The sequence below is a fragment of the Alloprevotella rava genome, assembly GCF_014195585.1.
Classification (GTDB): Bacteria; Bacteroidota; Bacteroidia; order Bacteroidales; family Bacteroidaceae; genus Alloprevotella; species Alloprevotella rava.
Window position 1 is genome coordinate 318,167 of record NZ_JACICA010000002.1, and the last position, 24,796, is coordinate 342,962.

The following is a 24,796-nucleotide window of genomic DNA, read 5'->3' on the forward strand; positions in this document are numbered from 1 at the left end:
CCCGCAATCAGCATCTGCTTGGCAAACCGTTGCCAACAAAAGATACAGAAAGCGAGAAGCCTACAACTCATACACATATATAATCATGTCCTTCAACATCAACTTAGATTACGACAGCGTAACTAATCACTACCCCAACCACCAAGCTCGGCCCATCATCGGAATTACGGGAAATTTCGGTGAAAATGGTTGTACGCTCGGCGAAGGATATTATAAGAGTTTGGAGGCGGCAGGTGCTATTCCAGTTGTCCTACCTCCTACGCAAAACATTGCAGAAATTCTCACGCTACTTGATCGTGTCGACGGAATTCTCTTAAGTGGTGGTTCCGACATCAATCCGCTTTATCTGGACACTGATCCTATCCCCGAATTACATAGTATCAATCCGCAACGCGACCGCTTCGAATTGTTGCTCACTCGGTTTGCGTTCGACCGCCAAATACCGATGCTGGGCATTTGTCGCGGTATGCAGGTGCTTGCAGTCGCACTGGGTGGCAGCCTTCATCAAGATATTCGTGCGGCCCTACCTGATGCTCCACTCTTGAAGCACTCCCAGGACGCGCCACGATACTTGCCCACACATTTTGTTGAGGCAGAAACGGACAGCACCATAAGCAGCCTGTTGGGTTCGCGCTTTGCGGTGAACAGTTTCCACCACCAAGCCGTCAACGAAGCAGGACCTCATCTCCGCGTAGTGGCTCGCAGTGCCGACGGCGTAGTAGAAGCCGTGGAAAGCAACGAGGAGAAAAGTATCATAGGTGTACAATGGCATCCCGAATGCTTTATTCAGAACGGCGACGAAACTATGCTGCCGCTCTTCCGCTGGCTGATGACGCAGGCTGAGTCCTTCCGCCGCGCCCGCAAAGTACACCAACAGATTCTTACCCTTGACTCGCACACCGACACCCCTATGTTTTTCGAGCAAGGCGTCAACTTCGACCACCGTGACCCAAAGGTGCTCGTCGATCTCCATAAGCTACACGAAGGCATGATTGACTCTGTCGTCATGGTGGCTTATCTAAAACAAGAAGGGCGCAGCACAAGCGAGCTCGAAGCAGCCACCTGCAAAGCGCAGCGCATATTGCAAGAAATCAAAGATATGGTAAGAAGCGTGCGCGGAGCCGAGATAGCCTACACTCCGAAGGATGCCCACCGCCTCAAATCTATGGGACGGAAAGCTATCTTCCTCGGAATTGAGAACGGCTACGCTATAGGCCGCGATTTGACAAACATAGCGCGCTTTCGCAATGAGGGAGTGGTCTATATGACCCTTTGCCACAACGGAGATAACGACATCTGCGATGCCGCATCCCGTTCTAACAACGAACACAACGGCTTGAGCGATTTCGGCAAGCAGGTTGTCGACGAAATGAACCGCGTGGGCATGATGGTAGACCTTTCGCACGCTGGAGAAAAGAGTTTCTACGACGTCTTATCCTATAGTCAGTTGCCGCCCGTCTGCTCCCATTCATCGAGCCGCGCCCTTTGCAATCATCCGCGTAACCTCACGGACGAGCAGCTGCGGGCTTTGGCCGACAAGGGAGGCGTTGCGCAAGTCACCTTCTACCACGGATTCCTCCGCGAAGACGGTCAAGCCACAATTAGCGACGTTGTAGCCCACCTGCTCCATATGATAGACGTGGCTGGCATTGACCACGTTGGCATCGGAAGCGACTTCGATGGCGACGGAGGCGTTCCAGGCTTGGCTTCAGAGGCTGAAATGCTCAACCTCACCCGCCGACTCATCAACGAAGGCTTCACAAACTCACAGCTCCGCAAGATATGGGGCGGCAACTTCCTCCGAGTGATGAGCCAGTGGCAGAAAAAATACTAAACAAAAGTCCCCTTTATCTCCTTCATAAAGAGAAACGTTCGGATATGGCTCATCGGAGCTGACAGAACCTAACTATTTATGGAGAAGATAAAGGGATTTTTTAATAACTTATATCTACATGATACTTTCTTTCAAATTCCTCACAACAGCTTTAGTCGTCGGACTGGTAGGTCTGACAAGTTGTAAAAGCAAGCAAGAACCCGATGCGGTAAAACCCGACGCTGAACTGGCACAAGTGCAATTCAACGCCGACAGTGCCTATCAGTATATCGTGGATCAATGTGCTTTCGGCGCGCGTGTCCCAAATAGCGAAGCCCACGACCGTTGTGCTGATTACATCGTCAATGTTTTCAAGCGATTCGGACTGACCGTCAACGAACAGAAAACGACTGTCAAAGGATGGGACGGAAAAATGCTCCAGTGTAATAATATCACTGCCAGCTACAAGCCCGAACTCCGTGAGCGCATTGTGATTTGTTCCCATTGGGATAGTCGTCCCTGGGCCGATGCTGATCCTGATTCTTCAAAGCATCGTGAGCCCGTTATGGCCGCCAATGATGGCGCGAGCGGTGTGGCTGTTATGATGGAATTGGCACGTCAGATTCAGCAGCTCAACCCATCTGTTGGTGTCGACTTCGTATGTTTCGATTCAGAAGATTATGGTGCTCCCTACTGGGGTCCACAAACCAACGACGAGAACGATTGGTGCCTCGGCAGTCAGTATTGGGCCAACAACTTACCTAAGGACTACAAACCGCGCTACGGCATTCTCCTCGATATGGTAGGCGGCGACGATGCACAATTTAAGTTTGAATACTACAGCATGCAGTATGCGCAAAACGTTGTAGCAAAGGTGTGGAGCGCGGCACAAAGCGTGGGGGCTGACAACTACTTTTTGCAGCAAGACGGAACGGCAGTCACTGACGACCACATCCCCATGAATAGTATTGCAAATATCCCCACAATCGACATCATCTCCGACAACGGCAACGGTTTCTCCCGCACCTGGCACACCACCATAGACACGCCGCAGAACATCTCTCGTGAGACGCTCAAAGCCGTAGGACAAACGCTCATACAAACGCTTTTTGAAGAAAAATAAAAAGCTTTTATTTATCAATCATCGTAACTTCAGAAACAATGACAATAGAAGAATCACAGCAAGAAATTATTGAAGAGTTCAGCGAAATGGACGACTGGATGGATCGCTACCAGTTGCTCATCGACATGGGGGAGGAACAAACCCCTCTGCCTGCTGAAGAGAAAAACGAGAGTAACCTCATCGATGGTTGCCAAAGCCGCGTATGGATTGTGTGCAACGAACAAGACGGTCGCCTGCACTTCCGCGCTGAGAGCGATGCGCTGATTGTGAAAGGCATTATAGCGCTTCTCATCCGCGTTATCAACGACCACACGCCGCAGGAGATTCTCGATGCCAAACTCCATTTCATCGACGACATTGGCTTGCGCGAGCATCTCTCGCCTACGCGCTCCAATGGTTTGCTGGCCATGATCAAACAAATCAACTTCTATGCCTTGGCCTACAAGGCAAAAGGATAACACCACAGAAGGCTCACCCCATCACAAAACAAGGTGAGCCTTCATTGTATTCGTTCGAAAAATCGACACACGGGATACTATGAAGTACAACTCCTTTCTTGTAAACTCTTTTCGCATTCTATGCGGCTGAGAATCGCGCGAAATACAACTCAGAATTATCCGACCGAAACAACGCAACTATGGAGCGTTCGCCTTCCTTATTGGAAGGATAGTTTTATGCCGAAATTTTCATTTTTTGCTTTATTCTGACAAACAGAATAAGGATAACAGGGATGAAGAATATAGAAACCACCGCAGATAGAATAAAGATATTTGAAAATACAATAAGGCTGTCAGCTGACTTCCTTATTGTATCCGCCAACGCAATAAGGAAAATGACGAATAGGCTTATTTTAGAAGAAAACAAGCTTATTGCGTGATGCAATAAGCTTGCTATATTGAAAAACTCAATTGACAAGAAAAAGGACAGAAACTATTTATTCGAAATCAGAAGAGAGAGGGGATTTTTTTAAATTCTCCGACTCGTCAGACCAGTCGGACCAGTCGGATAAAGAAGGCTGCTGCTCTTCCTCTCCTCAACTATTTCGTAAAGCCCAATTGTCGGGCAAATTCCCACATCACGATGCCGGCGGTAACGCTCACGTTGAGCGAATGCTTAGTGCCGAACTGCGGAATTTCAATACAAGCATCCGAAGCATCTACCACTTGCTGCTGGACGCCTTTCACCTCATTGCCCATCACCAAAGCATAACGGCCGTTGGACGGCAAGGAGATTTCGTCGAGCTTGAGGCTTCCCTCCACCTGCTCGATGCTGTAGATGGTGTAACCTTCAGCACGCAATGTTGCCAAGGCCTCTTCCGTTGTGGAATAATACTGCCAGTCCACACTGTCTTCTGCCCCGAGTGCCGTCTTATGTATCTCCTGCTGAGGAGGACATCCCGTGATGCCACAAAGACAAACGCGCTGCAAGCGGAAAGCATCGGCCGTCCGAAAAACACTCCCCACATTGTGAAGACTCCGAATATTGTCGAGCACCATCACTACGGGCAATTTCTCGGCCACCTTAAACTCGGCCACTTCCAAACGCCCCATTTCTTCCACTCTCAGTTTGTGCATGATTTCTATCTTTAAGAGGGCCATGCGGCGAACTATTCTGCCCGTCGATAGATGCCCCAATTTTTGGCTGCAAAGTTAAGTTATTCCTGTTGATAAGTAGTGGAAAAGCCGTTGAAAACTGGTGGAAACACGGCTAATAACCTACTGCTGACAGAAGAGTTAAAGCTATTGACAGTTTTCCACTATATACCACTGTTTTACTCCTATTTTACGCAGCTTTTCCAACGGAAATTGACCACTATAAAAGACCTTTTTTCAGCCGTTCAAAACTTATCCACAGGCTGTGTAAAACCCTCTATAAAAAAGATTGTAACTATTTAAGAACAGATACTTATAGTTTGTTTTCAGGTGTGGATATCGGCGTGGAAAAGTAAGCTTTCTCTGTGGATTACATAATTTCCAAATTTTATACAAAAAACTTATCCACCGTTTCCACAGGCAATTATCATCAACATAACTTTCTTTTCTTTTTCTAAGAATAAAAAAAGAAAAAAGAATATATAGAAAATGTTTTGCGTGGTGGATGGTGGAAAACGAGAAATCAATTCTTCTGATTTCTCGGAAAGTGTTGCAGAATCTGATCCCGAAGAAAGCGGCGATCAATGTGGGTATAGATTTCGGTTGTACTGATGCTTTCGTGTCCCAGCATGGTCTGAATGGCGCGCAGGTTGGCTCCGCCTTCCAGCAGGTGGGTGGCAAAGCTGTGTCGGAAGGTGTGGGGAGAGATGGTCTTTTGTATGCCCGCTTGTTCGGCGTAGACCTTGATGTTGTGGAATACAGTGATGCGCGACAGATGCTTCTTGCGCGCCGCACTGATAAAGACGTAATCTTCTTCGCCAGGTTTGATGTCGATGAATTTGCGGAAAGTGAACCACGCCTTTAGTTCGCGAATGGCTCGTTCAGAGATGGGCACTAACCGCTGCTTGTTGCCCTTTCCCGTGACGCGCAAAAATCCCTCGTCGAGGTAGAGATCGGAGAGTAGGAGGTTGCAAAGCTCGCTCACACGCAAGCCGCAGGAGTAGAGTACCTCAATGGCTGCGCGGTCGCGCTGACCTTCGGGCGTATTCACATTGATGGCTCCTTGGATAGCATCGATCTCCTCCACGCTAAGCACCTCGGGCAAGTGTTTTCCTATCTTTGGCGATTCGAGAAGTTCCGTAGGGTCTTGTTCCAAATAGCCATCGAGAACGAGAAATTTATAGAACGAGCGAACACCTGAAAGAATCCGCGCAATGGAACGTTCGCCAATGCCGACATCCATAAGGGCCGCTGCAAAAGAATGGAAATGGTCGAGTTCAACCTTGAGAAAATCAATCTTTTCATCCTCAAAATAAGTAAGGAGTTTCTCTACGTCGTGGAGATAAGCCTCGCGCGTGTTGTTAGAAAGTCCTTGTTCGAGCGTTATATAGCTCTTGTATTTTTTCAGAATACTATTCATGAATGAAAAGAACGTTGATAGGCGGCAAAGATACGGATAAATCGTGCGGCAAAGCGAAAAAAATGAAGTAACTTTGCAGTCTAATAATATATAGGCCTATGAAAATACTGATTATGAATGGTCCGAATCTCAACCTGTTGGGACAGCGCGAACCGAGCATATACGGCACGGGAACGATGGAAACCTATGTGGCTGAACTTCGAAAGCTTTACCCCGAAGTTGAGCTGGAGTATTTCCAAAGCAATATAGAAGGCCTCATGATTGATCGCCTGCAAGCCACTCTCAGAGACGGCACAAACGGCGTGGTTCTCAATGCGGGTGCCTATACGCATACGAGTATCGCGTTGGGAGATTGCATCCGTTCGCTGGCATGTCCCGTTGTGGAGGTGCATATCTCCAATGTGTACCAGCGCGAAGAGTATCGCCACCGCTCCATGATTAGTGCAACCTGTAAAGGTATTATTGCTGGCTTCGGCCTTCATAGTTACCGCTTAGGTATCGAGGCTCTGCTAAAAGATTAAATTTGTTTCAGAAAAAACAAGATAAGGAAGATGAAATACAAGAAGACCAAGATTGTTGCTACCATTAGTGACGCACGTTGCGATGTATCGCTGATACAGAAACTCTATGATGAAGGCATGAACGTAGTACGCCTGAACACGGCTCACCAAGGGCCGGAAGGTATGAAACGCGTAATTGATAATGTGCGCGAGGTTTCTAGCCACATCGCTCTGCTGGTGGATACGAAAGGACCTGAAGTGCGCACAACGGTTTGTGACGCCCCTATCACATTCAAAGCTGGCGAAACAGTGAAGATTGCTGGACTGCCGGGGGAGAAGACCACGAAGGAGCGCATCTGCGTAAGCTACCCCGAATTTGTGCGGGATGTGGCTGTGGGTTCGCAAATATTGATTGACGATGGTGACCTCGGACTGCGCGTTACAGAAAAGAACGCTGATTGTGTGACTTGTACCGTGGAGAACGAAGCCACGCTGGGAGCGCGCAAGAGTGTCAATGTGCCGGGTGTGCGTATCAACCTGCCCGCTCTGACGGAGAAGGACCACAACAACATACTCTTTGCTATCGACTACGATGTTGATTTCATCGCCCACAGCTTTGTGCGTTCGAAAGAAGACATCCTGGAAATTCGCAAGATACTCGAAGAGAAGAAGAGCGATATAAAAATCATCGCCAAAATTGAGAACCAAGAGGGCGTAGACAATATAGAAGAAATTTTGGAAGTAGCCGACGGCGTGATGGTGGCTCGTGGTGATTTGGGTATTGAAGTGCCGCAAGAATACATCCCTGGCATTCAGCGCCGCATAATTGCAGCCTGCATCCGCGCCCATAAGCCCGTTATCGTGGCTACGCAGATGCTGCAGAGCATGATTCGCAACCCGCGCCCCACACGTACAGAAGTGACCGACATTGCCAATGCTGTTTACAGTCGCGCTGATGCTGTCATGCTGAGCGGTGAGACTGCTTACGGCGACTACCCAGTTGAGGCTGTCCACGTTATGTCTACCGTGGCACGCCAGGCAGAAGTCGACAATCTGGATGGAGTGACGGCCGACATCGATGTACCTCTCTCTCAGTATCCTACTGTGACAGAATTTTTCGCCAAAGAAGCAGTGATGGCCACTAAGACTATGCAGCTCCATGGTATTATCATGGATAGTTTCACGGGTCGCACAGCGCGCTACGTTTCTTCCTTCCGTGGTCGCAATACGGTGTTTGCCCTTTGCTATAAGCCCAAGACAGTGCGCCATTTGGCACTGAGTTTCGGTGTTTATCCCATCTATCTGCCCATGAATACCTTCGGTCACGCCTTCCTTCTTGTGGCGTTGAAGAAACTGATTGCTGAAGGATTGCTCCATTATGAGGACCGCATTTGTTATCTTGGTTCTCACTGCAAAGAACAAAGCACAAGTTTTATGGAGATGAACATCGTGCGCAACCTGTTGGACGAAGAAGAGAAGGAAGTGTATAGAAACTAACATTTGAGGAATGAGTGGCGAGGTATAGGCCTATTTTTTCGGAGCTTGTATCTCGTAACTTACAACTCGTGTGTAGTAAGAAATAACTCAATCGTGCAACATCATCACACAAACGGAGCAACGCAAATACCGCTGGCAGAAACTGACAGCGTAGAGCGGCTGTACGACTACTTGGAATCCCACTGCACTCCGGAGGATGAATACATGCACCGCCTTTATCGAGCCACCAACACACAGCTCGTGCGGCCGCGCATGGCCAGCGGACACATGCAGGGAATACTCCTGCGCATGATTGCACAAATGGTGCGCCCCCAGACCGTACTCGAAATCGGCACTTACTCTGGCTATTCCGCTCTGTGTCTGGCTTCGGGGATGGAAAAAGGTACTAAGATCTATACTTTCGAGGTGAATGATGAGCAGGAGGACTTTACCAAGCCGTGGTTTGATAATTCTCCCTATCCGGCCGATATAGAAATGATTATTGGCGACGTTCTAAAGTTGCTCCCCGATATGGACATTCGTTTCGACCTCGTTTTTATCGATGCCAACAAAAGGGACTACCGCGCCTACTACGACCTTGTCTTTCCGCGTCTCAATCCGGGCGGCGTGATTCTGGCGGATAATACGCTCTGGGATAATCACGTTATCGATCCAGCTTATGATGACGATGTGCAGACAAAGGCTATTAAAGATTTCAATGATTATGTGGTGCAGGACAGCCGTGTGGAGAAAATTATTCTCCCGCTGCGCGACGGACTTACTATGATTCGTAAAAAATAAGACCAATATGGAAACTACCCGTCAACAGAAAATAGACCGCCTGATACAGAAAGAGCTCGGCGAAATGTTTCAACGCCAAACTCAAGCTATGCGAGGCGTGCTTGTGAGTGTAAGTAATGTGCGCGTAAGCCCAGATCTCAGCGTGTGCAACGTTTATGTCAGTGTTTTTCCTTCAGAAAAGGCCGATGAGATAGTAAAAAATCTCAACGACAACGTTCGCAGTATTCGCTACGACCTCGGACAGCGCGTGAGACATCAGCTCCGAATCATCCCCGAACTAAAGTTCTTCAAAGATGATACCCTCGACTACATCGAGCACATTGATGAACTTTTGGGCAACAAGTAAGTAGCGACACCCATGTCGTTTCCATTCTACATTGCGCGCCGCTATCTTTTTTCTAAGAAGCAGCACAACGTTATTAACCTTATTAGCGGCATCTCCGTGGTAGGGGTAGCACTGGCTACACTTGCCATGGTTTGCGTTATGTCTGGCTTCAATGGTTTTCAAGACCTCATTGGGAATCTTTTCACTGCCTTCGATCCGCAGCTGGAATTGGTTCCAACGCAGGGTAAGGTAATGGCAGAAGACGATCCCTCGCTGGTGGCTGTGAGGCGCAATAGCAAAGTGGCAGCGGCCACAAACAGCTATGAGGACAACGCCCTCATACTTTTCAAAGGGCGCCCTTTGGTGATCACGCTAAAAGGCGTGGACGACAATTTCACAAAGACGTCCGAAATCAAGAATATTCTTTACGGACAAGGGCAGTATTCGCTCCATCGTGGCAATTTGAATTACGGTATCCCAGGTTATAATCTCGCTCTGCAAATGGGAGGTTTGAATTTCGGGACGCTGCAAATCTGTGTGCCCAAAAAGGGCGAGCAAATCAATCTGGCTAATCCGATAGAAAACATCAATGTTGATGATTTGACGGCTTCAGGAATCTGTTTTCAGGTTCATCAGCAGAAGTATGACGATAATCTCATGCTTTGTTCTCTCCCCTTTGTTCAAGGGCTTTATAATCAAGAAGGCTGCATCACTAAGTTAGAACTCAAACTCAAAGATGGCGTTGACGAACAAGTGGCTAAAAAGGAATTGCAACAATTGGCAGGGCCACGATTCAGAGTGCTCGATCGCTATGAGCAACACGAGGAAACGTTCAACGTGATGCAGATAGAAAAACTCTTCGCCTTTGCTTTTCTCACCTTCATAGTCCTCGTGGCTTGCTTCAATATCATAGGTAGCGTTTCGATGCTAATTATTGACAAAACAAAGGACATATCCACGCTTCGTCACCTCGGAGCTACCAATAAACAGATAGTGCACATTTTTCTCTTTGAGGGCTGGCTCATTTCCTTTATGGGAGCGATTATTGGCATTGTTCTCGGTCTCATTTTATGCCTTTTGCAGCAGCAGTTCGGGCTGCTAAAGCTCGAGCCAACAGGCGGCGGCAACTTTATCGTGGATGCGTATCCCATCAGCGTTCATGTGCTCGACATCGTGATAATCTTCTTCACCGTCATCATTGTTGGTTTCCTCAGCGTGTGGTATCCGGTGAACTATCTGAGCCGCAAAAGCATGGATTCGCAAGCATAAGCCAACGTTTAGACTTATTGAATCCTATTGTCTAACTCCCCATATTTTTGAATATAAGCACTTGTCTTTGCTGCGCACTTAGTATGTATATCTACTCCTACCAGCAAAAACTTATTTTTTGTTGTCACGTTGTCACAGAGGTGTAAACGCGTTGATAGATAGCTGTTTATAAGCGTGACAGCAGTGTGACAACAAAATTTTATTGTCACCTTGTTGTCACGCCTATAATATGTACGTTATCAGATAGTTAAGACTAAAGTGTGACGACGTGACGACGTGACGATGAAAAAACAAAATGTAGGGAGGAGGGAGAGCATGTATAGATATAGTTTTCTTTGTTCTGTGCTCCACTACTATAAGGGTGTTGACTGACGCAATAAGGATGTCAGCTGACAGAATAAGGCTATCAACTGATACGCTTATTGTATCTGCTGATAGCCTTATTCTATTTGTAACTATTTAGACAATAGTGATGCGGCTCTGCCCGCTACTGGGGAGTTTCTCAACTCGAATCTGTGGGCTGATTTGGTTGCGGATTTGGTCGGTATGACTGATGACGCCCACCTTTCGTCCCTGCGAGTCTTCGAGGCTTGAGAGGGCTTGCATCACCAGTTCGAGGCTCTCGTGGTCGAGGTTGCCGAAGCCTTCGTCAATGAAAAGTGAGCCGATGCTTAGGCCGCTGGATGAGAGATTGGCTAGGCCGAGGGCTAACGTTAAGGAAACGACGAACGTCTCTCCGCCGCTGAGCGAACTGACATAGCGTTTCTCGTCGAACATATCGCGGTCGATGATTTCGAGCATCAGCGTGCCAGGCATGTTTTGCAGGCGATAGCGCGGACAGAACTTCTCCAGCTGCACATTGGCGTGGTTGACGAGGAAACGGAATGTGTAGCTCTGCGCCAGTTCGCGGAATTTCTTTCCATCGGCCGAACCGAGCAGTTGGTCCAGTCGTTGCCATTCGGCTGCGTTGTCTTTTGCTTGTTGGAACTCTTCTTTCCGCTCTTGGGATTGAGCAATGCTGTTGTTATGGGCCTGTAGGCGTGTGCGCAAGCCCACGATTGCTTCGTTGAGTTGTGCCTGCTGTTCGATGAGTGCCTGCTGCTGTTCGATGAGCTGTTGGCGCGTGTTGTCGTCAGTATTGGCGGGACGATTGCTTTCAGCCTGTAGTTGGAGCAGTGCTTTGCGCACTTGTTCCACTTGGTGCGCTGCGAGCGTTGCAGCCTTCTTGCGCGCATCGAGTTCGGTGCGCAGCTCGTTCCAGTTGCGCGGATCGGAGAAAATCTGCTTTAGCTCCGTCATTTGTATAGGCGCGTGCGTTCCGTTGAACTTGAGAATCCACAAGTCCATTGTAGACATTCCGTCGCTGTATTCCTCCTGTTTCTGTCGGCGCGTTTTCTCCAAGTTTTTATGTTGCCCCTCCAGGCGGTTAAGTTCGTTGTTGGTGGAGTCGAAAGCCTCCTGCGCTTTCTGCTGTGCTTGCAACATACCGGCGATATACTTTTTGAGGCGTTCCTCCTCGAGGCTGGGCGAAGATTCGCCAAAGAGGCGGCGCATTTCCTCGCGTTTGTCGTTGAGTCGTTGAAGGGCAGCATCCTTTTCGTCGCGCGCTTGCACCAGTTGGCGGTTGGCTTCTGTTTCGTTGTCCTTCATGGTCTTCACTTCCTCGCGCAGGATATTGATTTTGCCGTTCAGATCCTCCAGGCTGTTATTGGTGCGATTCCAATCGTCGAAGAGATTGTTGAGGCGCAGGCGGAAGTTGTCCGAGTTCTTTTGCCATTCTGTCAGCCAGCTTGAGAGCGTGATCATGCTGTCAAGGTCGCGGTAGAGTTCGCTGCAAACGCGGTCGCTTCTGTGGAGGTTTTGTTGCAGTCGCTCAATGTCGGACTGCTTTATCTTCAAGTCGGAGCGGAACGTGTTTACTTGATTTTCGTTGATCTGAATGCGCGCATTGAATTGCTCAATCTTCTCCGTGATTTCGTTGATGAGATTTTGGTGCTGATTGTAGGTGTCCATGTCTTTTGTAGACTCCTCACAACTTTTCATTGTGTTGTCGATGAGCATACCAAAGAGGGTGAAGCGCGCGCTGCGGTTGGTGGTTGGTGAGCAGTCGGTGAATGAAGGATCGAGGTAGACATAGTTTTGCCATTCCGTTTCGTCCGCCGCTTGACTTTGTTCGAGTTCTTGCAGGTAAGTCTTATCAGCTTTTAGCTCTGCTTCATCGGCCGCCAACTTATTAGAGAGTTCCGAGAATTTCTTCTCTGCATTTTTGAACAGTTCCTCCGCTTCATCGAAGTCCTTACTGAGATTTTCGATGAGATTACCCAATTCGCGTTGCGTCTCCGTGTGGTAAGGATGATGTGTGGCACCGCAAACGGGGCAAGCCGTACCTTCTTTGAGATTTTTGCGCAATCGCTGAATGTTCTCACTATTGGAGAGCATATAGCTCTCGCGCTTTCGTTCGACATCCTCTTTGCGTACCATCATCTCCAGTCTTGTTCGTTCCAAGTCCTTACGCGTTTGTTCGAGGTTTCCCGTGTCGCGCGCAATTTTTGCCCGGCGTTCGTCAATACGTTCATAGCCCGTCACGATACGTTTCCAGAGTTCGCGTGCAGGTTTGAGCCCTTGCAGGCGATTGCGGAGTTGCGAGAGGCGCAGTTGGAGTTCGTCGCCGTTGTGTCCTTGATTGGCTTGGCGATGAATGAGCAATTCTGATTTTAGTCTGTTGAGCTGTGCTTGATCCTCCTGCTGTTTTTTCTCCAAACGCTCCAAAGTGTCGGAGAGAGTTTTGTGTTCAGCCTGCTTCGTTTTCAGTTCGTTGCTATCCTGCGCATTCTGTGTGGATTCCGTTCGGAAACTTGCCAGTTTGTCCTTGACAAGTTCGAACTTATCAAACATAACGCGGTGCACATTCAGTGTCTGTCGGTGGAGTTCCTTTTCTTTGATTTCCTCCTCCGTTTTTTCCATCACTGCGAGCTTTTCGTGATAGCGCGTTTGCCTATCTATAAGTGTACCTTGTGCTTGTTTGAGTTGCTGCAAGAGCTTTGTCACCTGATTTTCCGCTTCAGAAATTTCTCCCGACAGCTGATTTCCTTTGTTGATAGCCGGCTGCCAACGCATTTGTTCGTTCTCGGCATCGGCCGTTTGCTCTTTGCTGGTGTCGAGCGCCGATATAGCCTGCTTCAGGCGCGTTCTGCAATCTGAGAGTTGGCTCATAATCTCTTCGTCCTGGGCTTTAAGCTGCTCTATGTCGTTGGCGCGCACTTCTATCTTTTGGAAGAGCGGTAGCACCTCCTGCACAGAGTCGTAGCGTTCCAGTTTGAGCTGCTCACCTCTCATTTCGACCACGCGTTTCTGGGCTTCCATGTTGTGATTTTCGGCAGCTTCCAGTTGGGCCTTGGTTTGTGCGTAATTGTTGAGCCACAGTAGTTGCTCATCAATACTTTTCTGTTTTTCGCCTGCAAAGTTGTGAGCAGCAGTTTTCTGATGAAGGTCGTTGTTGAGTTCGTCGAGTTCGTCAGGCGTCAGGCAATAGCTAAGCAAACCTTTAATGTTGCTATCCATTTCCAGCACTTGCTTTTCAGCATCAGCATGTAGTTCGTGGATTTTCTGCGAGATGCGGCCGTAGATGTCCGTACCTGTGAGTTTCTCCAATAGCGACGACTTATCGCTCTTCTTAGCTTGCAGAAAAGTGGCAAAACTGTTCTGCGCCAGCATCACGGTGCGGGAAAATTGCGTATAATCGAGTCCGATGATTTCTGTGATTTTCTGTTGTATTTCACTATTGCGACCGTTGAAAGTAGTCTTCTTCGGCGCGAGCTGACGGAAGGAGCGTTGCACATCATCGTAGTTGCCCGTGCGCTTCATGCGGCAGCTCCAGCCGGCCTCATAGCGCGCTCCGTCGGGCATAGTGAATTCTACCTGCGCATAGGCTTCTTTCTTACCTCGGCGCAAGAGATTGCGCGTGTCGTAGGTCTGAAGATTTTTTACCACGCTGTCGTCCTGCGATAGCATTTCTTTGTTCAGCCGTTCAGCGTTGTCGAGGCGCGGGGCTTCATCGTAGAGCGCCAAACAGATGGCGTCGAGCAGTGTGGATTTGCCCGCGCCCGTATCGCCACAAATAGCGAAGAGACCAGCCGAGCGCAGCGGTTCGGCTGTGAAGTCAATGACCTGTTCGCCCTCAAAGGAGGTCAGGTTGGAGAGGATTATCTTATCTATTTTCACTGTAGTATATTCTGCTCAGTTAAATATCGGTACATTCCTTTTCTGCTTGTTCGAAACGCAGGCGGAGGGAGTCGGGCATTTCGCTGCCGTAGCGACTGTCGAACACTATCTGGGCCATTTCCATGGGGGTCAGACTGCGTATGTTTTCGATGCTTTCTGTTGTTGATTGCGCTTTAGAAGCTGTTTTCGGTGTTTCGCGCGTCATGCGACAGAAGTGGACTGCTTTTGTGCTCAAGGCTTCCGTCACCTCGTGGAGGAAGTTTGGTTCTGGCTGTTCCTCCAGCACGCGGAGCTCCAGATAGGGCCATGCTTCGCCATCGTCCTTCTTTCCGCGCTCCGGCAGCTTGTAGATTTCGTCCATAATAGTGAGCGGAGTGGCAGAGCCTTTGGCCGGAATGGTGAGCAAATGGCGCAATGGGTTGTATTCAAGATGGCTCACAACAGCATTGCCGTCCTCACCGATTTCCACCATTTTCACGCCGTGATGATAGAACCTTTCGCTGAAACTCATTGGGAGAGCCGACCCGGCATAGTAGGCGTTGGTGCTCACTTGCTGGGCTTTGTGGATGTGTCCTAAAGCTACATAACTGAATCCTTCGCCCATGATGTCGGCGTCTACCCGGTCCTGACCGCCCACCACGAGGCGTTCGCTGTGTTCTTCGGCGTTGATGTCGGCACCTGCCGCATAGTAGTGGGCACAAGCCAAAGTGGGCAGCACCTTAAAGGGCGATTTGCGAAAACGCTTCTGCAAACCGTTGCGAAAATAGCGCAAACCCTCCTCCACGGACATACCTGCGGGATAGTCGCCGCTGCGCAGATAGGGAATAGCGAAGCAAACCACGCGGGCCTCGGCATCATCGCGCAAACTCAAAGGGAGGAGGTACTCGTCGAAGTCCACTTCTCCTTCCTCGTTGCGGTGTATCAGTCCGCGCACATAGATGTTGTGAGTTTTCAGCAAGGCTTGCGGAGCTTCCAATCGGCCTGCCGAGTCGTGATTACCAGCTGTGATGACGATTTGAATACCCGGAACGGTCTCCGTAGCATCGTTGAGAAACTGATAGAACATTTCTTCCGCGCGGGCCGAGGGATTGGCCGAATCGAACACGTCGCCGCTGATGAGCAACGCGTCGGGCTGCTGCTGGCGGAGCGTTTCGAGCATCCAGCGCAAGAAATGGGTGAATTCCCCCTCGCGCTCATGTCGGTGGAAACTATTTCCCAAGTGCCAGTCGGCAGTATGAATGAGTTTCATTTTCTTCTGTTTATATTGTGATACAAAAGTAGTGATAAGCGCGAAAATAAAGAACGCCACGCGTGGAATTATTCGTGGCATTCAGTAAGTGGGGAATTAGAAAACGACGGGATTGCACCTACTTCCGAACAACGGCCTTTGCCGCTCCTGAAAGTATGTACCTGAATGAATAATAGAAAAAGTTACCGATTTATTAACAAAAGATGATTATCAGTATGAAGCTAAAAATGGAGAATCTGCCCCATCTGTATCAATTTTCGCCCACTTTTTGGTGGGATAGATTTGAGAAAATGGAGAAGAAAGCTTCAGTTAGTATTGTTTTTCATAGTTTTTCTTTCATTTTCGGTCGTATTTTTTCAAAAATGCGCCCATACCTCTCCGTCTGTTTCCTTATTGTGTCCGCTGGCTTCCTTATTCTGTTGGCGGATTCCCTTATTGTATTGGCTGACGCAATAAGGATATTTGCGTTCAGGAAGGTGGAGTTGCTCGCTCTCTCCATTTTGTGCGCGGTTTTGTGGCGTTTGTGGGAGGGAAAAAGTGAGAATATTCTTGACTGAATTTAGCCCACGAATTTTCACGAAAGGGGCGAAGAAGCACAAATAAGGGAGCTTCTTTCAGCTCCTCTATAAGTGGGAGTGCTCAGCTTGGGTTCTCGGATGGGTCAGACTAGTCGGACCAGTCCGATATTCAGTTCTCCGACCAGTCCGACCAGTCCGACCAGTCGGAGAACCAAATGCGGGAAAGCGGAAATCCAAGAAATTGTTAGAGAATCCTGCTACAAGTGCTAGCCGAGCACTCCCTCTTATGGGGGAGATGGAGGGGGCTTTTTCTTTCTCCCATCACCTCAACCACGATTGCGGGTTGAGGGTGGCGGTTTCTTTGCGGATTTGGAAATGGAGCGTGCAGTTGCCCGAACCGTCGGCAGCTACTGAGCCGAGGGTTTGACCTCCGTTGACTTGTTGTCCGTTGTGGACAGAGACAGACGAGAGGTTGCAATAAACGGTCATGTATTCGCCGTGGCGGACAATGATATTATACATTCCTCCGAGGGAGAAGATGGAGGTTACTTGGCCTTTATAGACAGCGCGTGCCTGTGCACCAGGGCGTCCTGTAATGTTGATACCCTTGTTGTCAAGCTGAATGCCGTTCAGACCGTTTACGTTGTAAGAGCCATAGCGCGCGGTGACGGCGAAACTACCCGTGATGGGCATTGGCAGGCGACCGCGATTGGCTGCAAAGCCACCACTGATGGCGCGGTCCACATTGTCGGCGGCAGAGAATGTAGGTGTGGGTTCCTGGGTGTCGTAGCGGTTAGGAGCATTCTTAGCTGCTTCGGCCTTCTTAGCCTCGGCTGCTTTTGCCGCTGCTGTCTGGGCAGCAACGCGCGCTTTCCGTGCTTTCTCGGCTGCGGCTTTCTTGGCAGCAGCAGTCTTTGCGGCTGCGGCTTTGGCGGCTGCGGCTTTTGCTTCGGCAGCAGCTTTCTCGGCGGCTTTCTTAGCTTCGGCCGCTTTGGCAGCAGCTGCTTTTGCGGCCGCGGCACGGCGTGCTTCCTCTTCCTGCTTCTTCTTGCGTGCAGCTGCATTGGCGGCAGCTTTGCGTGCCTTCTCGGCAGCCGCTTTTCGGGCCGCTTCTTCGGCAGCACGGCGGCGTGCTGCTGCGGCAATTTCGGCCTGGATGAGACGGTCTATCTGAGCGTTGAGGGAAGCGTACTTCTTACGTTGTTGCGTTATGGAAGCTTGCAGTTCCTTTTGTTTCTGGTTCAGTTCGTTTACCACTTGCTGCTGTTGCACTTTCTTGCCGTGGAGCACTTGCTGTTGTTGGCGTCCCTCGATGAGCAGTTGGTTTTTCTGCGTCTTAATGCCGAGAATTTCGTCCTTCTTTTTTTGAACGGCGAGTTCTTTCTGACGAATGATTTCGCCCTGTACCTTTTGGTATTTGCTGTAGTTGTTTACATAGCGCATACGGCGGTACATATCGTTGAAACTGCGCGCGTTGAGGATGAAGAGCCACTTGTTGTTGAGCAGCTTATTGCGGAAGGTGTAGAGAACGGCCCGATGGTATTTTTTCTTAATGATATCGAGCTCTTGCTGCAATACGCTGAGTTCTTTCTCCAGCACGCTGAGGTTGTTGGTAAGGACAACCATTTCGTTCTGTATGCCTTCAACATATTTCTGCTGTTCGCCAATCTGCGTGTTAAGGACGAGCAGATTGTTGAGCTGCGAACGCACGTCTTTCTTTGTGGTGTTGAGGAGTTGTTCTGATTCTTTGAGTTTTTTCTGCATGGCCGTGCGCTCCACCTTCAGACTATTGATTTTTTTCGTCTGGGCGTGCGTTGTCAGAGAGAGCATGAGAACAAACAGGAGGAATACGAGATGTTTTCGCATAGGAGATAGTTTTCTTCTTTCGGCAGAAGCCGTGCTACTAATTCATTTGGATGAGTCGGCCGAGTATGTCGTCGGCCGAGCGTTGCTTGTAAGTGTCTTTCACAGTAGTGCGAGTTTCCCAGTCGCTATTGTTGTTGGGGCCGGTGAGCTGGATGTCGAGCTGCGCGTCCTTTCCGAGTCCCGTTATGTTAAGGGTGATGGCTTTTGGGAATGGTTTTCCGCCCACATTAACAAAGGAAGCGTATTTACACACCAATTGTCCTTTCTGCTCGGCTTGTTTGCTCTGCACGGTGATGCGGTCGAGCAATGCCGTGCTGGTTTGTGTCAGAAACTGGTAGTCGAGTTTCGGCGCGTCAGGTAAGGATAGCAACGTGTGGTCGCCTGCCGACGACAGATGGAAGCGGTTGAGGGAATTGTTAGCATTGTGTTGTCCTGGTACGAAAATTTCGTTCCAGAAGATAGCTTGCAGCGAATAGAAATCAATATTGGCTTGCTGGAGGAAGCGAACCTCGTTGTAGTTGCCACGACAATACTGCTTGTTGATGCGATCAATAAGCAGAACGTTTTGCGGCGTGAATTCGAGGCGGCCTACTTCGAAGCCGAGGAAAGAAAGGGAGAGTTGGATGACATCATTACGCTTCATATTGAGCCGCCCGTTGCAGCTGATGTTTTTTCCCGCAGCGTTGATGTTTACCTTGACGCGGCTGGTGAGGTAATTAGCGGTCTGTGCGTTCTGAACGACCTTTCTTTTGTAAGCTGCCTCGGCGTTGTCGATGGCTTTGGTGTGCTCGGTCGTGTTCTGAATGTTTTTAGTGGTATGACAAGCCGACAAAAGGAGGGCTGCCAGGGGGAGTATTTTCAGAATGTTCATATTCTTGAGCTTGATAATGGTGGTGACGCTTAGGGGCGACGGCGTTGAATTTTTCGCCGCAGCTGTGCGCACTGTTTTTTATCGGAAGAAACGTTGAGAGCCTTGCGCCAAAAGGCAAGAGCCTTGCGACGGTCGCCACAACGATAGTATATATCGCCAGCATGGAGGTAGAGCGTAGCACTTACCTCGTCGTTGGGAGTATGTTTGAGGGTTTGGTCAATATAAATACGCGCCTGCTGATAGCGACGGTTCTGGTAGAGAATCCAAGCATAGGTGTCGAGATAAGTAGAGTTCTGCGGCTCGGCATCTACCGTTTTCCGACTCATAGCTTCAGCCTGGTCAAGATTACGACGTTCAAGGCTGAGAAAGTAAGCGTAATTATTGAGACAAAGTAGGTTGTTTGGATTGAGATCTGCCGCCTGTTTATAAAGCGAAAAGGCTTTTTCGTGGCGGCCCTTTTCGTGTTCGATGTCAGCCAGCATGCTGAGCATATCAGAAGCTGTTTCTTTGTCGCTCTCATTATCAATTCTGCTGATACCTTCATAGAGAACTTTCAGCGCCTCCTCTGTGCGGTCCTGCTGAAGGAGTGTGGCACCCTCGTAGTAGTAGAAAACGATTTCCGAAGGGGAGTAGTTGATGCCTTCGCGGCAGAGACGCAGAACTTCCTTTTGGTTCTGCTGATTTATAGCTATCTGAAGCAGCTGCAAACGGGCTTGCTTGTAGTCCGGCTCTACTTCCAGAATTTTGTTCATTATAGGTGCGAGCGAATCGACCGGCATATTGAGAGCTGCAACATAATAGGCGCAAAGTTCAGCCAAGGACCTATCTGCCTGCGGCTGGTCTAAAGCTTCGCGGAAGAGAGGGAGAGCGGCCAACGAGTCCCCTTTTTGGGTCGTTGTCCCAATGTAGCCGCGCATCGCCTCTACTTTAGCGTCGCTTTGCGTTTGCGGATTGAGCACCACCTCTCGAACCATCTGTTGATAGAGCGAATCTTGGTGCGTCTGGTTGTAGTATGCCAGCATAGAGATTTGAGCAAACGCGTTGTCGGGTTCAGATGTCAGTACGTCGCGATATACCATCGCTGCCTGCTCGGGATGCCCGTTTTGGAAATATAGGTCGCCCAGAAGAACGCGATACTTGAGTTCGTTGGGATATTCGGCGCAGAGATCCTCAATCGTTTTGTAGGCGTGGTCATCATCCTTCTGGCCAATGTACATCTGAAACTTCTCGAGCGCTAAGTCCTCGTTGGGGCCCACTATGTCCTCTAAGCGGTTGATTGTTTGTATAGCTCCTTGAAAGTTTCCGGTTTGCTCGTATAGTTTCATCAAAGTGCCGAGCGTTTCCTCCGAAGGCTCCACGGCAGCAAGTTCTTCGTAGAGCTGCGTAGCTCCTTTGAAATCGGCGCGGCGAATGAGTTCGTTGGCGAGTGTTTCTTTATAGAAACGATTTGCTGGGGCTAAATCCACAGCGCGCCGCAGCAACGAGTCGCCTTCTTTAACAAGCGTCGTGTCAAAAGCCCCGGCTTGCGCGAGTTTTAGGATGGCCATGTCGAAAACAGCCTCGGAGGCATCGGGATTCAGTTCCAAAGCCCCAGTAAGTAAGTCGTAGGAAGCGTCATAGTTATTCTTTTCACGCTGACGTACCGCCTCGAGATAGAGATCATTGAAGCGTCGCTGCTGCTCATAAGAAAGCGTGCGGCGAGGTACTTCATGCTGTGTCGCATCCTTATCTTTTTGAGCAGACTGCGGTGCAGAACAACCAACGGAAAGTAGCAGCACAACCAGCAAGCAGCTGTGCGCCCACATCCGATATTTCCAACTATTCTTCACGTTTTATTTATCTTTCAATATCATTTTTCTCCGCTGTGGCCGAAGCCACCTGCGCCGCGTTCGGTCTCGTTGAGCTGTTCAACAGGTGTCCACTCCACTGTTTCGTGGCGGGCTACAACCATCTGCGCAATGCGGTCGCCGTCGTTGATAGTAAAGGCGTCGCGCGAAAGATTGATGAGGATGACGCCTATCTCACCTCTATAGTCGGCGTCGATAGTTCCCGGCGTGTTTAGGCAGGTGATACCTTTCTTTATAGCCAGTCCTGAGCGTGGCCGCACTTGAGCTTCGTAGCCCTCGGGTAGAGCTATGAAAAGTCCCGTGGGCACGATGCAACGCTCCAAAGGTTGCAGCGTGATGGAAGTATCGAGGTTGGCACGCAAATCCATGCCCGCACTGAGCGGCGTCTCATACTTAGGCAGCGCGTGGTGGGAGCGGTTGACAATTTCTATCTTCATGGAAATTCTCTTGTTTGGAATAGGGAACAAAATTACTGAAAAGCGTTTACATACTTCCATATTTTATGGAAAATCAGCGGGCTGCATAGTTTTTTACCGTATTTTTGCATTTCCACTTCCTTATGGGAGGGACAAAAAGAAGTATAGTATGGATTGGAAGCAACTTATCTCCTACAAGCGCTTCGGTAAGGAGGATGAATACCGCGTAGTGAATGAACGACGCACCGAATTTCAGCGCGACTACGACCGTCTTATCTTTTCATCGGCCTTTCGTCGCATGCAGAACAAGACACAAGTTTTTCCCTTGCCGGGAAGTATTTTTGTCCACAACCGTCTGACCCATTCGCTCGAGGTGTCGAGCGTGGGGCGCTCTTTAGGTACTGACATCGGCAACGAACTTCTCCGCCGGCATCCTCATCTGGATCGCGCCGATATGGATGCTCTCGGTTCGATTGTTAGTGCTGCTTGTTTGGCTCATGATATGGGCAATCCGCCTTTCGGACATAGTGGCGAGCGCGCCATACGCAGTTTTTTCCTCGAAGGGCGCGGCGCGATGCTCCGTGAGCAATTGTCGGCCGACACTTGGGCAGATATTACCAACTTCGATGGTAATGCCAACGCCTTTCGCCTACTTACCCATCAGTTCAACGGACATCGCCGCGGCGGCTTCGTTATGACTTATTCCACACTGGCTTCTATCGTTAAATATCCTCGTTGCTCCCATTTGGCCGGTAAGCGTTCCAAGTTCGGCTTCTTTTATACTGAAAGCGAGGACTATCTGAAGATTGCCAACGAACTGGGAATCCCTCGCTCTGCTTCAGATCCCGACACACTTTCTTATGCCCGCTATCCGTTGGTCTATCTCGTTGAGGCGGCCGACGATATTTGCTATGAAATAATGGATATTGAGGACGCCCACAAGCTGCGCCTGCTTTCGGACGAGCGGACGGAGGCTTTGCTTCTCGGCTTCTTTGACGAGCAAACCCGTCAGCGTCTTCAGCATTCTTATGATGTGGTGACGGACTATAATGATCGCATCGTTTATTATCGCTCCTGTGTTATCAACGCTTTGGAGCAAGCTTGCGTCCGCGTATTCCTCAACCACGAAGAAGAGATCTTGGCAGGAACATTTGAAGGAACGCTCATCGGACATTTACCCGAGCCACTAAAAGAAGCTTACAAGCGTTGCGAGGAAGTGGCCGCCAGCAGGATTTATAAGGCCAAGGAAGTGACAGATGTGGACTTGGCCGGTTATCACATTATTTATACGCTCCTCGAGCTTATGACCGACGCCGTTCTCTCCCCCGAAAAGGCCTACTCCCGCCTTTTGTTGAGCCAGGCCTCCCGTCAGTACGAACTTCACTCGGAGAATCTCTCCACCCGCATTATGGCCGTCCTCGACTACCTAAGCGGCATGACCGATGTCTTTGCGCTCGACCTTTATCGCAAAATCTCCGGCCAGAGTCTCCCTATGGTGTGAATCCTTTTCCCTATACATGAAAAAAGACACCTATAATCATGTTCTGAAATACACCGGCTTGTTGGGCGGCGTACAAGTGTTCTATATACTGATGTCTATAGTCCGCAACAAATTTACGGCTATGTTCATCGGAGCTTGGGGTATCGGATTGGTGGAGACCTATAACCGCGCCGTCGATCTCATAGCGAACATGACGAATTTCGGTATTGGCTTCAGCGCTGTGCGCCGGCTGTCGGAGCTTCACGAGCAGGGAAAGGAGGAAGCCATAAGGATGTATATCCGCCTCATACGTTCGTGGGCACTCGTCACGGCTCTCCTCGGCACGCTGATATGTCTCTTGTCCGCTCCACTACTGAGCTATTTCACGCTCTCCGACTTCCATACCACTAAAGGCTTTGTCTTGGTAGCTCCCATGGTGGGGATACTGGCTATCACGGGCGGAGAAGTGGCCATCCTTAAGGGGTTGCAACGCCTCAAGCAGATGGCCGCCATCAGTGCCTTGGGAGCGCTGGTCACGATGCTCTTGACCATTCCTGGCTACTGGTTGTTGGGTCTGCACGGCGTTATTCCTGTGCTGCTGTCTACTACGGCTGCTGTCTGCCTGCTGAATCTCTACGCCACAACCCGCGACTATCCTTACCGCGTTGGGCTTCGGAGCATGAAGCTCATGAAGAGCGGCGGCCATTTATTGAAGTTGGGCGGGGCTTACATACTGGCAGGGACGATCGGCAGCGGGGCAGAACTCATCGTGCGCTCTTATGTCACTAATTCCACGAGCTTGAATCGCGCCGGTCTTTATGCCGTGGGTGTGACCCTCATAGTTTCCTACGCGCGCTTGGCTTTTGTGGCCATGGATGCCGACTTCTTCCCCCGACTCAGTGCAGCTGGCGACGACCGCAAGCGGCGCAACAACGCCATCAACCGTCAAATTGATGTACTGGTGCTGTTGATGACTCCGTTTCTCATAGCTTTCGCGCTGTTTCTCCCTATCATTGTTCGCGTGCTCTATACATCCGAGTTCCTCCCTGTGGTTTCGATGGTGCTTTGCGGCCTTTCGTTTATGTATTTCAAGGCTGTTTATACACCCATCGCCTATCTGCCGTTGGCGCGAGGCCATTCTCGGCTCTATTTTTTGATGGAATTTCTTTACAACGTAGTGTTCACGGTGCTCGTCATAGTGGGGTATCACGTTCGGGGTATTGTGGGGGCAGGTATCGCCCTTTCGTTGGCCAATCTCTTTGATCTTATCAATATCTCGCTGGTTTATGCGCGCGTCTATGACTTTCGCTTCGAACGCCGTACACTGCTGCGTTGCATCGTGCAGTATGCCCTGTTGGTGGCAGGTATTGGAGCAGCTACGATAGCCAATTGGGGAGTGAAACTTCTCTTGGGCTTGCCCGTGCTTGTCCTTAGTCTGTGGCTCGCTTGGAACTTGCTGAGAAAGAAAACGAATATAGTTGACAAAATCAAGAATGTAATAGGGCGGAAAAAGCAGTAGTTTGCTTGAGGTTTTAGCCCACGAATTTTTACGAAAGGGGCGAATGTTCACGAATTTCTTTATCATATTCGTGGGTGTTCGCCCTTTTCGTGAATATTCGTGGGAGAGAGTTTCGGACAGGTCCGACAGGTCGGACGAATCTGAGAAAGACGATGAAAAACAGCATATTTTTGTAAACAGAATTCTTAATTTTAGCTGCTCGTGGCTGGCTCGAAATCGAGCGCAGGTGGTAGCCATCGAAAAGAACGCAGCAGAAAAGCGTCCGTACAATAAGGCTGTCAGCTCACATCCTTATTGTGTCAGCCGACGCAATAAGGAAACTGAAAAATACAATAAGGAAACCGACGGACGGGAGTGGAGAAAATTTTCGGGAAATACGCTAAAAATGATCGGAAAAAGGGAGAAAAGCTCCGATATGTGCCTTGTGTCGGTTGAGAGGGCTAACAATCTTCGTGAAAATCTTTGTGTTACCCACCGATAAAGCTATCTT

19 protein-coding genes are annotated in these 24,796 nt (G+C 49.5%); 11 read left to right on the top strand and 8 right to left on the bottom strand.

Going from position 1 to position 24,796, the window contains the following annotated elements; genetic code table 11:
- Positions 1-85 precede the first annotated feature (85 nt).
- The 3 genes from FHS60_RS03235 (at position 86) to FHS60_RS03245 (ending at position 3,394) form a co-directional block, all read left to right on the top strand.
- Positions 86-1,834 carry a gamma-glutamyl-gamma-aminobutyrate hydrolase family protein gene (locus tag FHS60_RS03235; RefSeq protein WP_183694906.1) on the top strand — a complete coding sequence of 583 codons (1,749 nt, stop codon included), beginning with the start codon at positions 86-88 and terminating at the stop codon, positions 1,832-1,834.
- A 118-nt stretch (positions 1,835-1,952) separates the two neighbouring features.
- Positions 1,953-2,936: a M28 family peptidase gene (locus FHS60_RS03240; RefSeq protein ID WP_183694909.1), complete on the top strand. Its 984-nt coding sequence runs from the start codon at positions 1,953-1,955 to the stop codon at positions 2,934-2,936.
- Between the two features lie 38 nt (positions 2,937-2,974).
- Entirely contained in the window at positions 2,975-3,394 is a 420-nt protein-coding gene (locus tag FHS60_RS03245; RefSeq protein ID WP_183694911.1) for a SufE family protein, read from the top strand.
- 579 nt (positions 3,395-3,973) lie between these two features.
- Here the strand turns inward: FHS60_RS03245 and FHS60_RS03250 are convergent.
- Both FHS60_RS03250 and xerD read right to left on the bottom strand, forming a co-directional pair.
- Positions 3,974-4,510, bottom strand: a complete 537-nt coding sequence (locus tag FHS60_RS03250; protein WP_183694913.1) for an RNA methyltransferase — start codon at positions 4,508-4,510, stop codon at positions 3,974-3,976.
- A gap of 541 nt (positions 4,511-5,051) precedes the next feature.
- Complete coding sequence (xerD, locus tag FHS60_RS03255; RefSeq protein WP_183694915.1) at positions 5,052-5,948, bottom strand: site-specific tyrosine recombinase XerD; 897 nt, start codon at positions 5,946-5,948, stop codon at positions 5,052-5,054.
- Positions 5,949-6,046: 98 nt separating this feature from the next.
- Here xerD and FHS60_RS03260 point away from each other — a divergent pair, with 98 nt between their 5' ends.
- The 5 genes from FHS60_RS03260 (at position 6,047) to FHS60_RS03280 (ending at position 10,319) form a co-directional block, all read left to right on the top strand.
- Entirely contained in the window at positions 6,047-6,469 is a 423-nt protein-coding gene (locus FHS60_RS03260; protein ID WP_183694917.1) for a type II 3-dehydroquinate dehydratase, read from the top strand.
- A gap of 30 nt (positions 6,470-6,499) precedes the next feature.
- Complete coding sequence (pyk, locus tag FHS60_RS03265; RefSeq protein WP_183694919.1) at positions 6,500-7,945, top strand: pyruvate kinase; 1,446 nt, start codon at positions 6,500-6,502, stop codon at positions 7,943-7,945.
- Between the two features lie 132 nt (positions 7,946-8,077).
- Positions 8,078-8,725 (top strand): O-methyltransferase, encoded by a 648-nt coding sequence (locus tag FHS60_RS03270; protein ID WP_183695143.1) that lies wholly within the window; start codon positions 8,078-8,080, stop codon positions 8,723-8,725.
- A gap of 7 nt (positions 8,726-8,732) precedes the next feature.
- Positions 8,733-9,071, top strand: coding sequence for a 30S ribosome-binding factor RbfA (rbfA, locus tag FHS60_RS03275; RefSeq protein ID WP_009347810.1), 339 nt, complete (start codon positions 8,733-8,735; stop codon positions 9,069-9,071).
- Positions 9,072-9,083: 12 nt separating this feature from the next.
- The gene (locus FHS60_RS03280; protein ID WP_183694921.1) at positions 9,084-10,319 is read left to right on the top strand and encodes an FtsX-like permease family protein; all 1,236 of its coding nucleotides are present in this window, start codon (positions 9,084-9,086) and stop codon (positions 10,317-10,319) included.
- A gap of 459 nt (positions 10,320-10,778) precedes the next feature.
- On the opposite strand, the gene FHS60_RS10460 is transcribed toward FHS60_RS03280, so the two are convergent.
- From FHS60_RS10460 to dut, 6 genes are all read right to left on the bottom strand, one after another.
- Positions 10,779-14,540, bottom strand: a complete 3,762-nt coding sequence (locus tag FHS60_RS10460) for an AAA family ATPase (RefSeq protein ID WP_183694923.1) — start codon at positions 14,538-14,540, stop codon at positions 10,779-10,781.
- A 19-nt stretch (positions 14,541-14,559) separates the two neighbouring features.
- On the bottom strand, positions 14,560-15,789 hold the full coding sequence (locus FHS60_RS03290) for an exonuclease SbcCD subunit D (protein WP_183694951.1): 1,230 nt from the start codon (positions 15,787-15,789) through the stop codon (positions 14,560-14,562).
- 839 nt (positions 15,790-16,628) lie between these two features.
- The gene (locus tag FHS60_RS03295) at positions 16,629-18,173 is read right to left on the bottom strand and encodes a murein hydrolase activator EnvC family protein (protein ID WP_183694954.1); all 1,545 of its coding nucleotides are present in this window, start codon (positions 18,171-18,173) and stop codon (positions 16,629-16,631) included.
- A gap of 37 nt (positions 18,174-18,210) precedes the next feature.
- A complete protein-coding gene (gene lolB1, locus FHS60_RS03300; RefSeq protein WP_338081914.1) occupies positions 18,211-19,116 on the bottom strand; it encodes a lipoprotein insertase outer membrane protein LolB1 in 906 nt (301 codons plus the stop codon).
- Positions 19,074-20,873 carry a tetratricopeptide repeat protein gene (locus FHS60_RS03305; protein ID WP_183694960.1) on the bottom strand — a complete coding sequence of 600 codons (1,800 nt, stop codon included), beginning with the start codon at positions 20,871-20,873 and terminating at the stop codon, positions 19,074-19,076. Before FHS60_RS03305 ends, lolB1 begins: the two co-directional genes overlap by 43 nt.
- A 20-nt stretch (positions 20,874-20,893) precedes the next feature.
- Positions 20,894-21,328 (bottom strand): dUTP diphosphatase, encoded by a 435-nt coding sequence (gene dut / locus FHS60_RS03310; protein WP_183694963.1) that lies wholly within the window; start codon positions 21,326-21,328, stop codon positions 20,894-20,896.
- Between the two features lie 148 nt (positions 21,329-21,476).
- On the opposite strand from dut, the gene dgt reads away from it, so the two are divergent.
- The 3 genes from dgt to FHS60_RS03325 are packed head-to-tail and all read left to right on the top strand — an operon-like array spanning position 21,477 to position 24,787.
- Positions 21,477-22,808, top strand: a complete 1,332-nt coding sequence (gene dgt / locus FHS60_RS03315; RefSeq protein ID WP_183694966.1) for a dGTP triphosphohydrolase — start codon at positions 21,477-21,479, stop codon at positions 22,806-22,808.
- A 16-nt stretch (positions 22,809-22,824) separates the two neighbouring features.
- Positions 22,825-24,306, top strand: coding sequence for an oligosaccharide flippase family protein (locus tag FHS60_RS03320; protein ID WP_183694969.1), 1,482 nt, complete (start codon positions 22,825-22,827; stop codon positions 24,304-24,306).
- 43 nt (positions 24,307-24,349) lie between these two features.
- On the top strand, positions 24,350-24,787 hold the full coding sequence (locus FHS60_RS03325; protein WP_183694972.1) for a hypothetical protein: 438 nt from the start codon (positions 24,350-24,352) through the stop codon (positions 24,785-24,787).
- Positions 24,788-24,796: the final 9 nt, after the last annotated feature.

Coding starts and splice junctions, on each gene's coding strand:
- FHS60_RS03235 (WP_183694906.1), top strand. CDS start 86: ATGTCCTTCAACATCAACTTAGATTACGACAGCGTAACTAATCACTAC.
- FHS60_RS03240 (WP_183694909.1), top strand. CDS start 1,953: ATGATACTTTCTTTCAAATTCCTCACAACAGCTTTAGTCGTCGGACTG.
- FHS60_RS03245 (WP_183694911.1), top strand. CDS start 2,975: ATGACAATAGAAGAATCACAGCAAGAAATTATTGAAGAGTTCAGCGAA.
- FHS60_RS03250 (WP_183694913.1), bottom strand. CDS start 4,510: ATGCACAAACTGAGAGTGGAAGAAATGGGGCGTTTGGAAGTGGCCGAG.
- xerD (WP_183694915.1), bottom strand. CDS start 5,948: ATGAATAGTATTCTGAAAAAATACAAGAGCTATATAACGCTCGAACAA.
- FHS60_RS03260 (WP_183694917.1), top strand. CDS start 6,047: ATGAAAATACTGATTATGAATGGTCCGAATCTCAACCTGTTGGGACAG.
- pyk (WP_183694919.1), top strand. CDS start 6,500: ATGAAATACAAGAAGACCAAGATTGTTGCTACCATTAGTGACGCACGT.
- rbfA (WP_009347810.1), top strand. CDS start 8,733: ATGGAAACTACCCGTCAACAGAAAATAGACCGCCTGATACAGAAAGAG.
- FHS60_RS03280 (WP_183694921.1), top strand. CDS start 9,084: ATGTCGTTTCCATTCTACATTGCGCGCCGCTATCTTTTTTCTAAGAAG.
- FHS60_RS03290 (WP_183694951.1), bottom strand. CDS start 15,789: ATGAAACTCATTCATACTGCCGACTGGCACTTGGGAAATAGTTTCCAC.
- FHS60_RS03295 (WP_183694954.1), bottom strand. CDS start 18,173: ATGCGAAAACATCTCGTATTCCTCCTGTTTGTTCTCATGCTCTCTCTG.
- dut (WP_183694963.1), bottom strand. CDS start 21,328: ATGAAGATAGAAATTGTCAACCGCTCCCACCACGCGCTGCCTAAGTAT.
- dgt (WP_183694966.1), top strand. CDS start 21,477: ATGGATTGGAAGCAACTTATCTCCTACAAGCGCTTCGGTAAGGAGGAT.
- FHS60_RS03320 (WP_183694969.1), top strand. CDS start 22,825: ATGAAAAAAGACACCTATAATCATGTTCTGAAATACACCGGCTTGTTG.
- FHS60_RS03325 (WP_183694972.1), top strand. CDS start 24,350: ATGTTCACGAATTTCTTTATCATATTCGTGGGTGTTCGCCCTTTTCGT.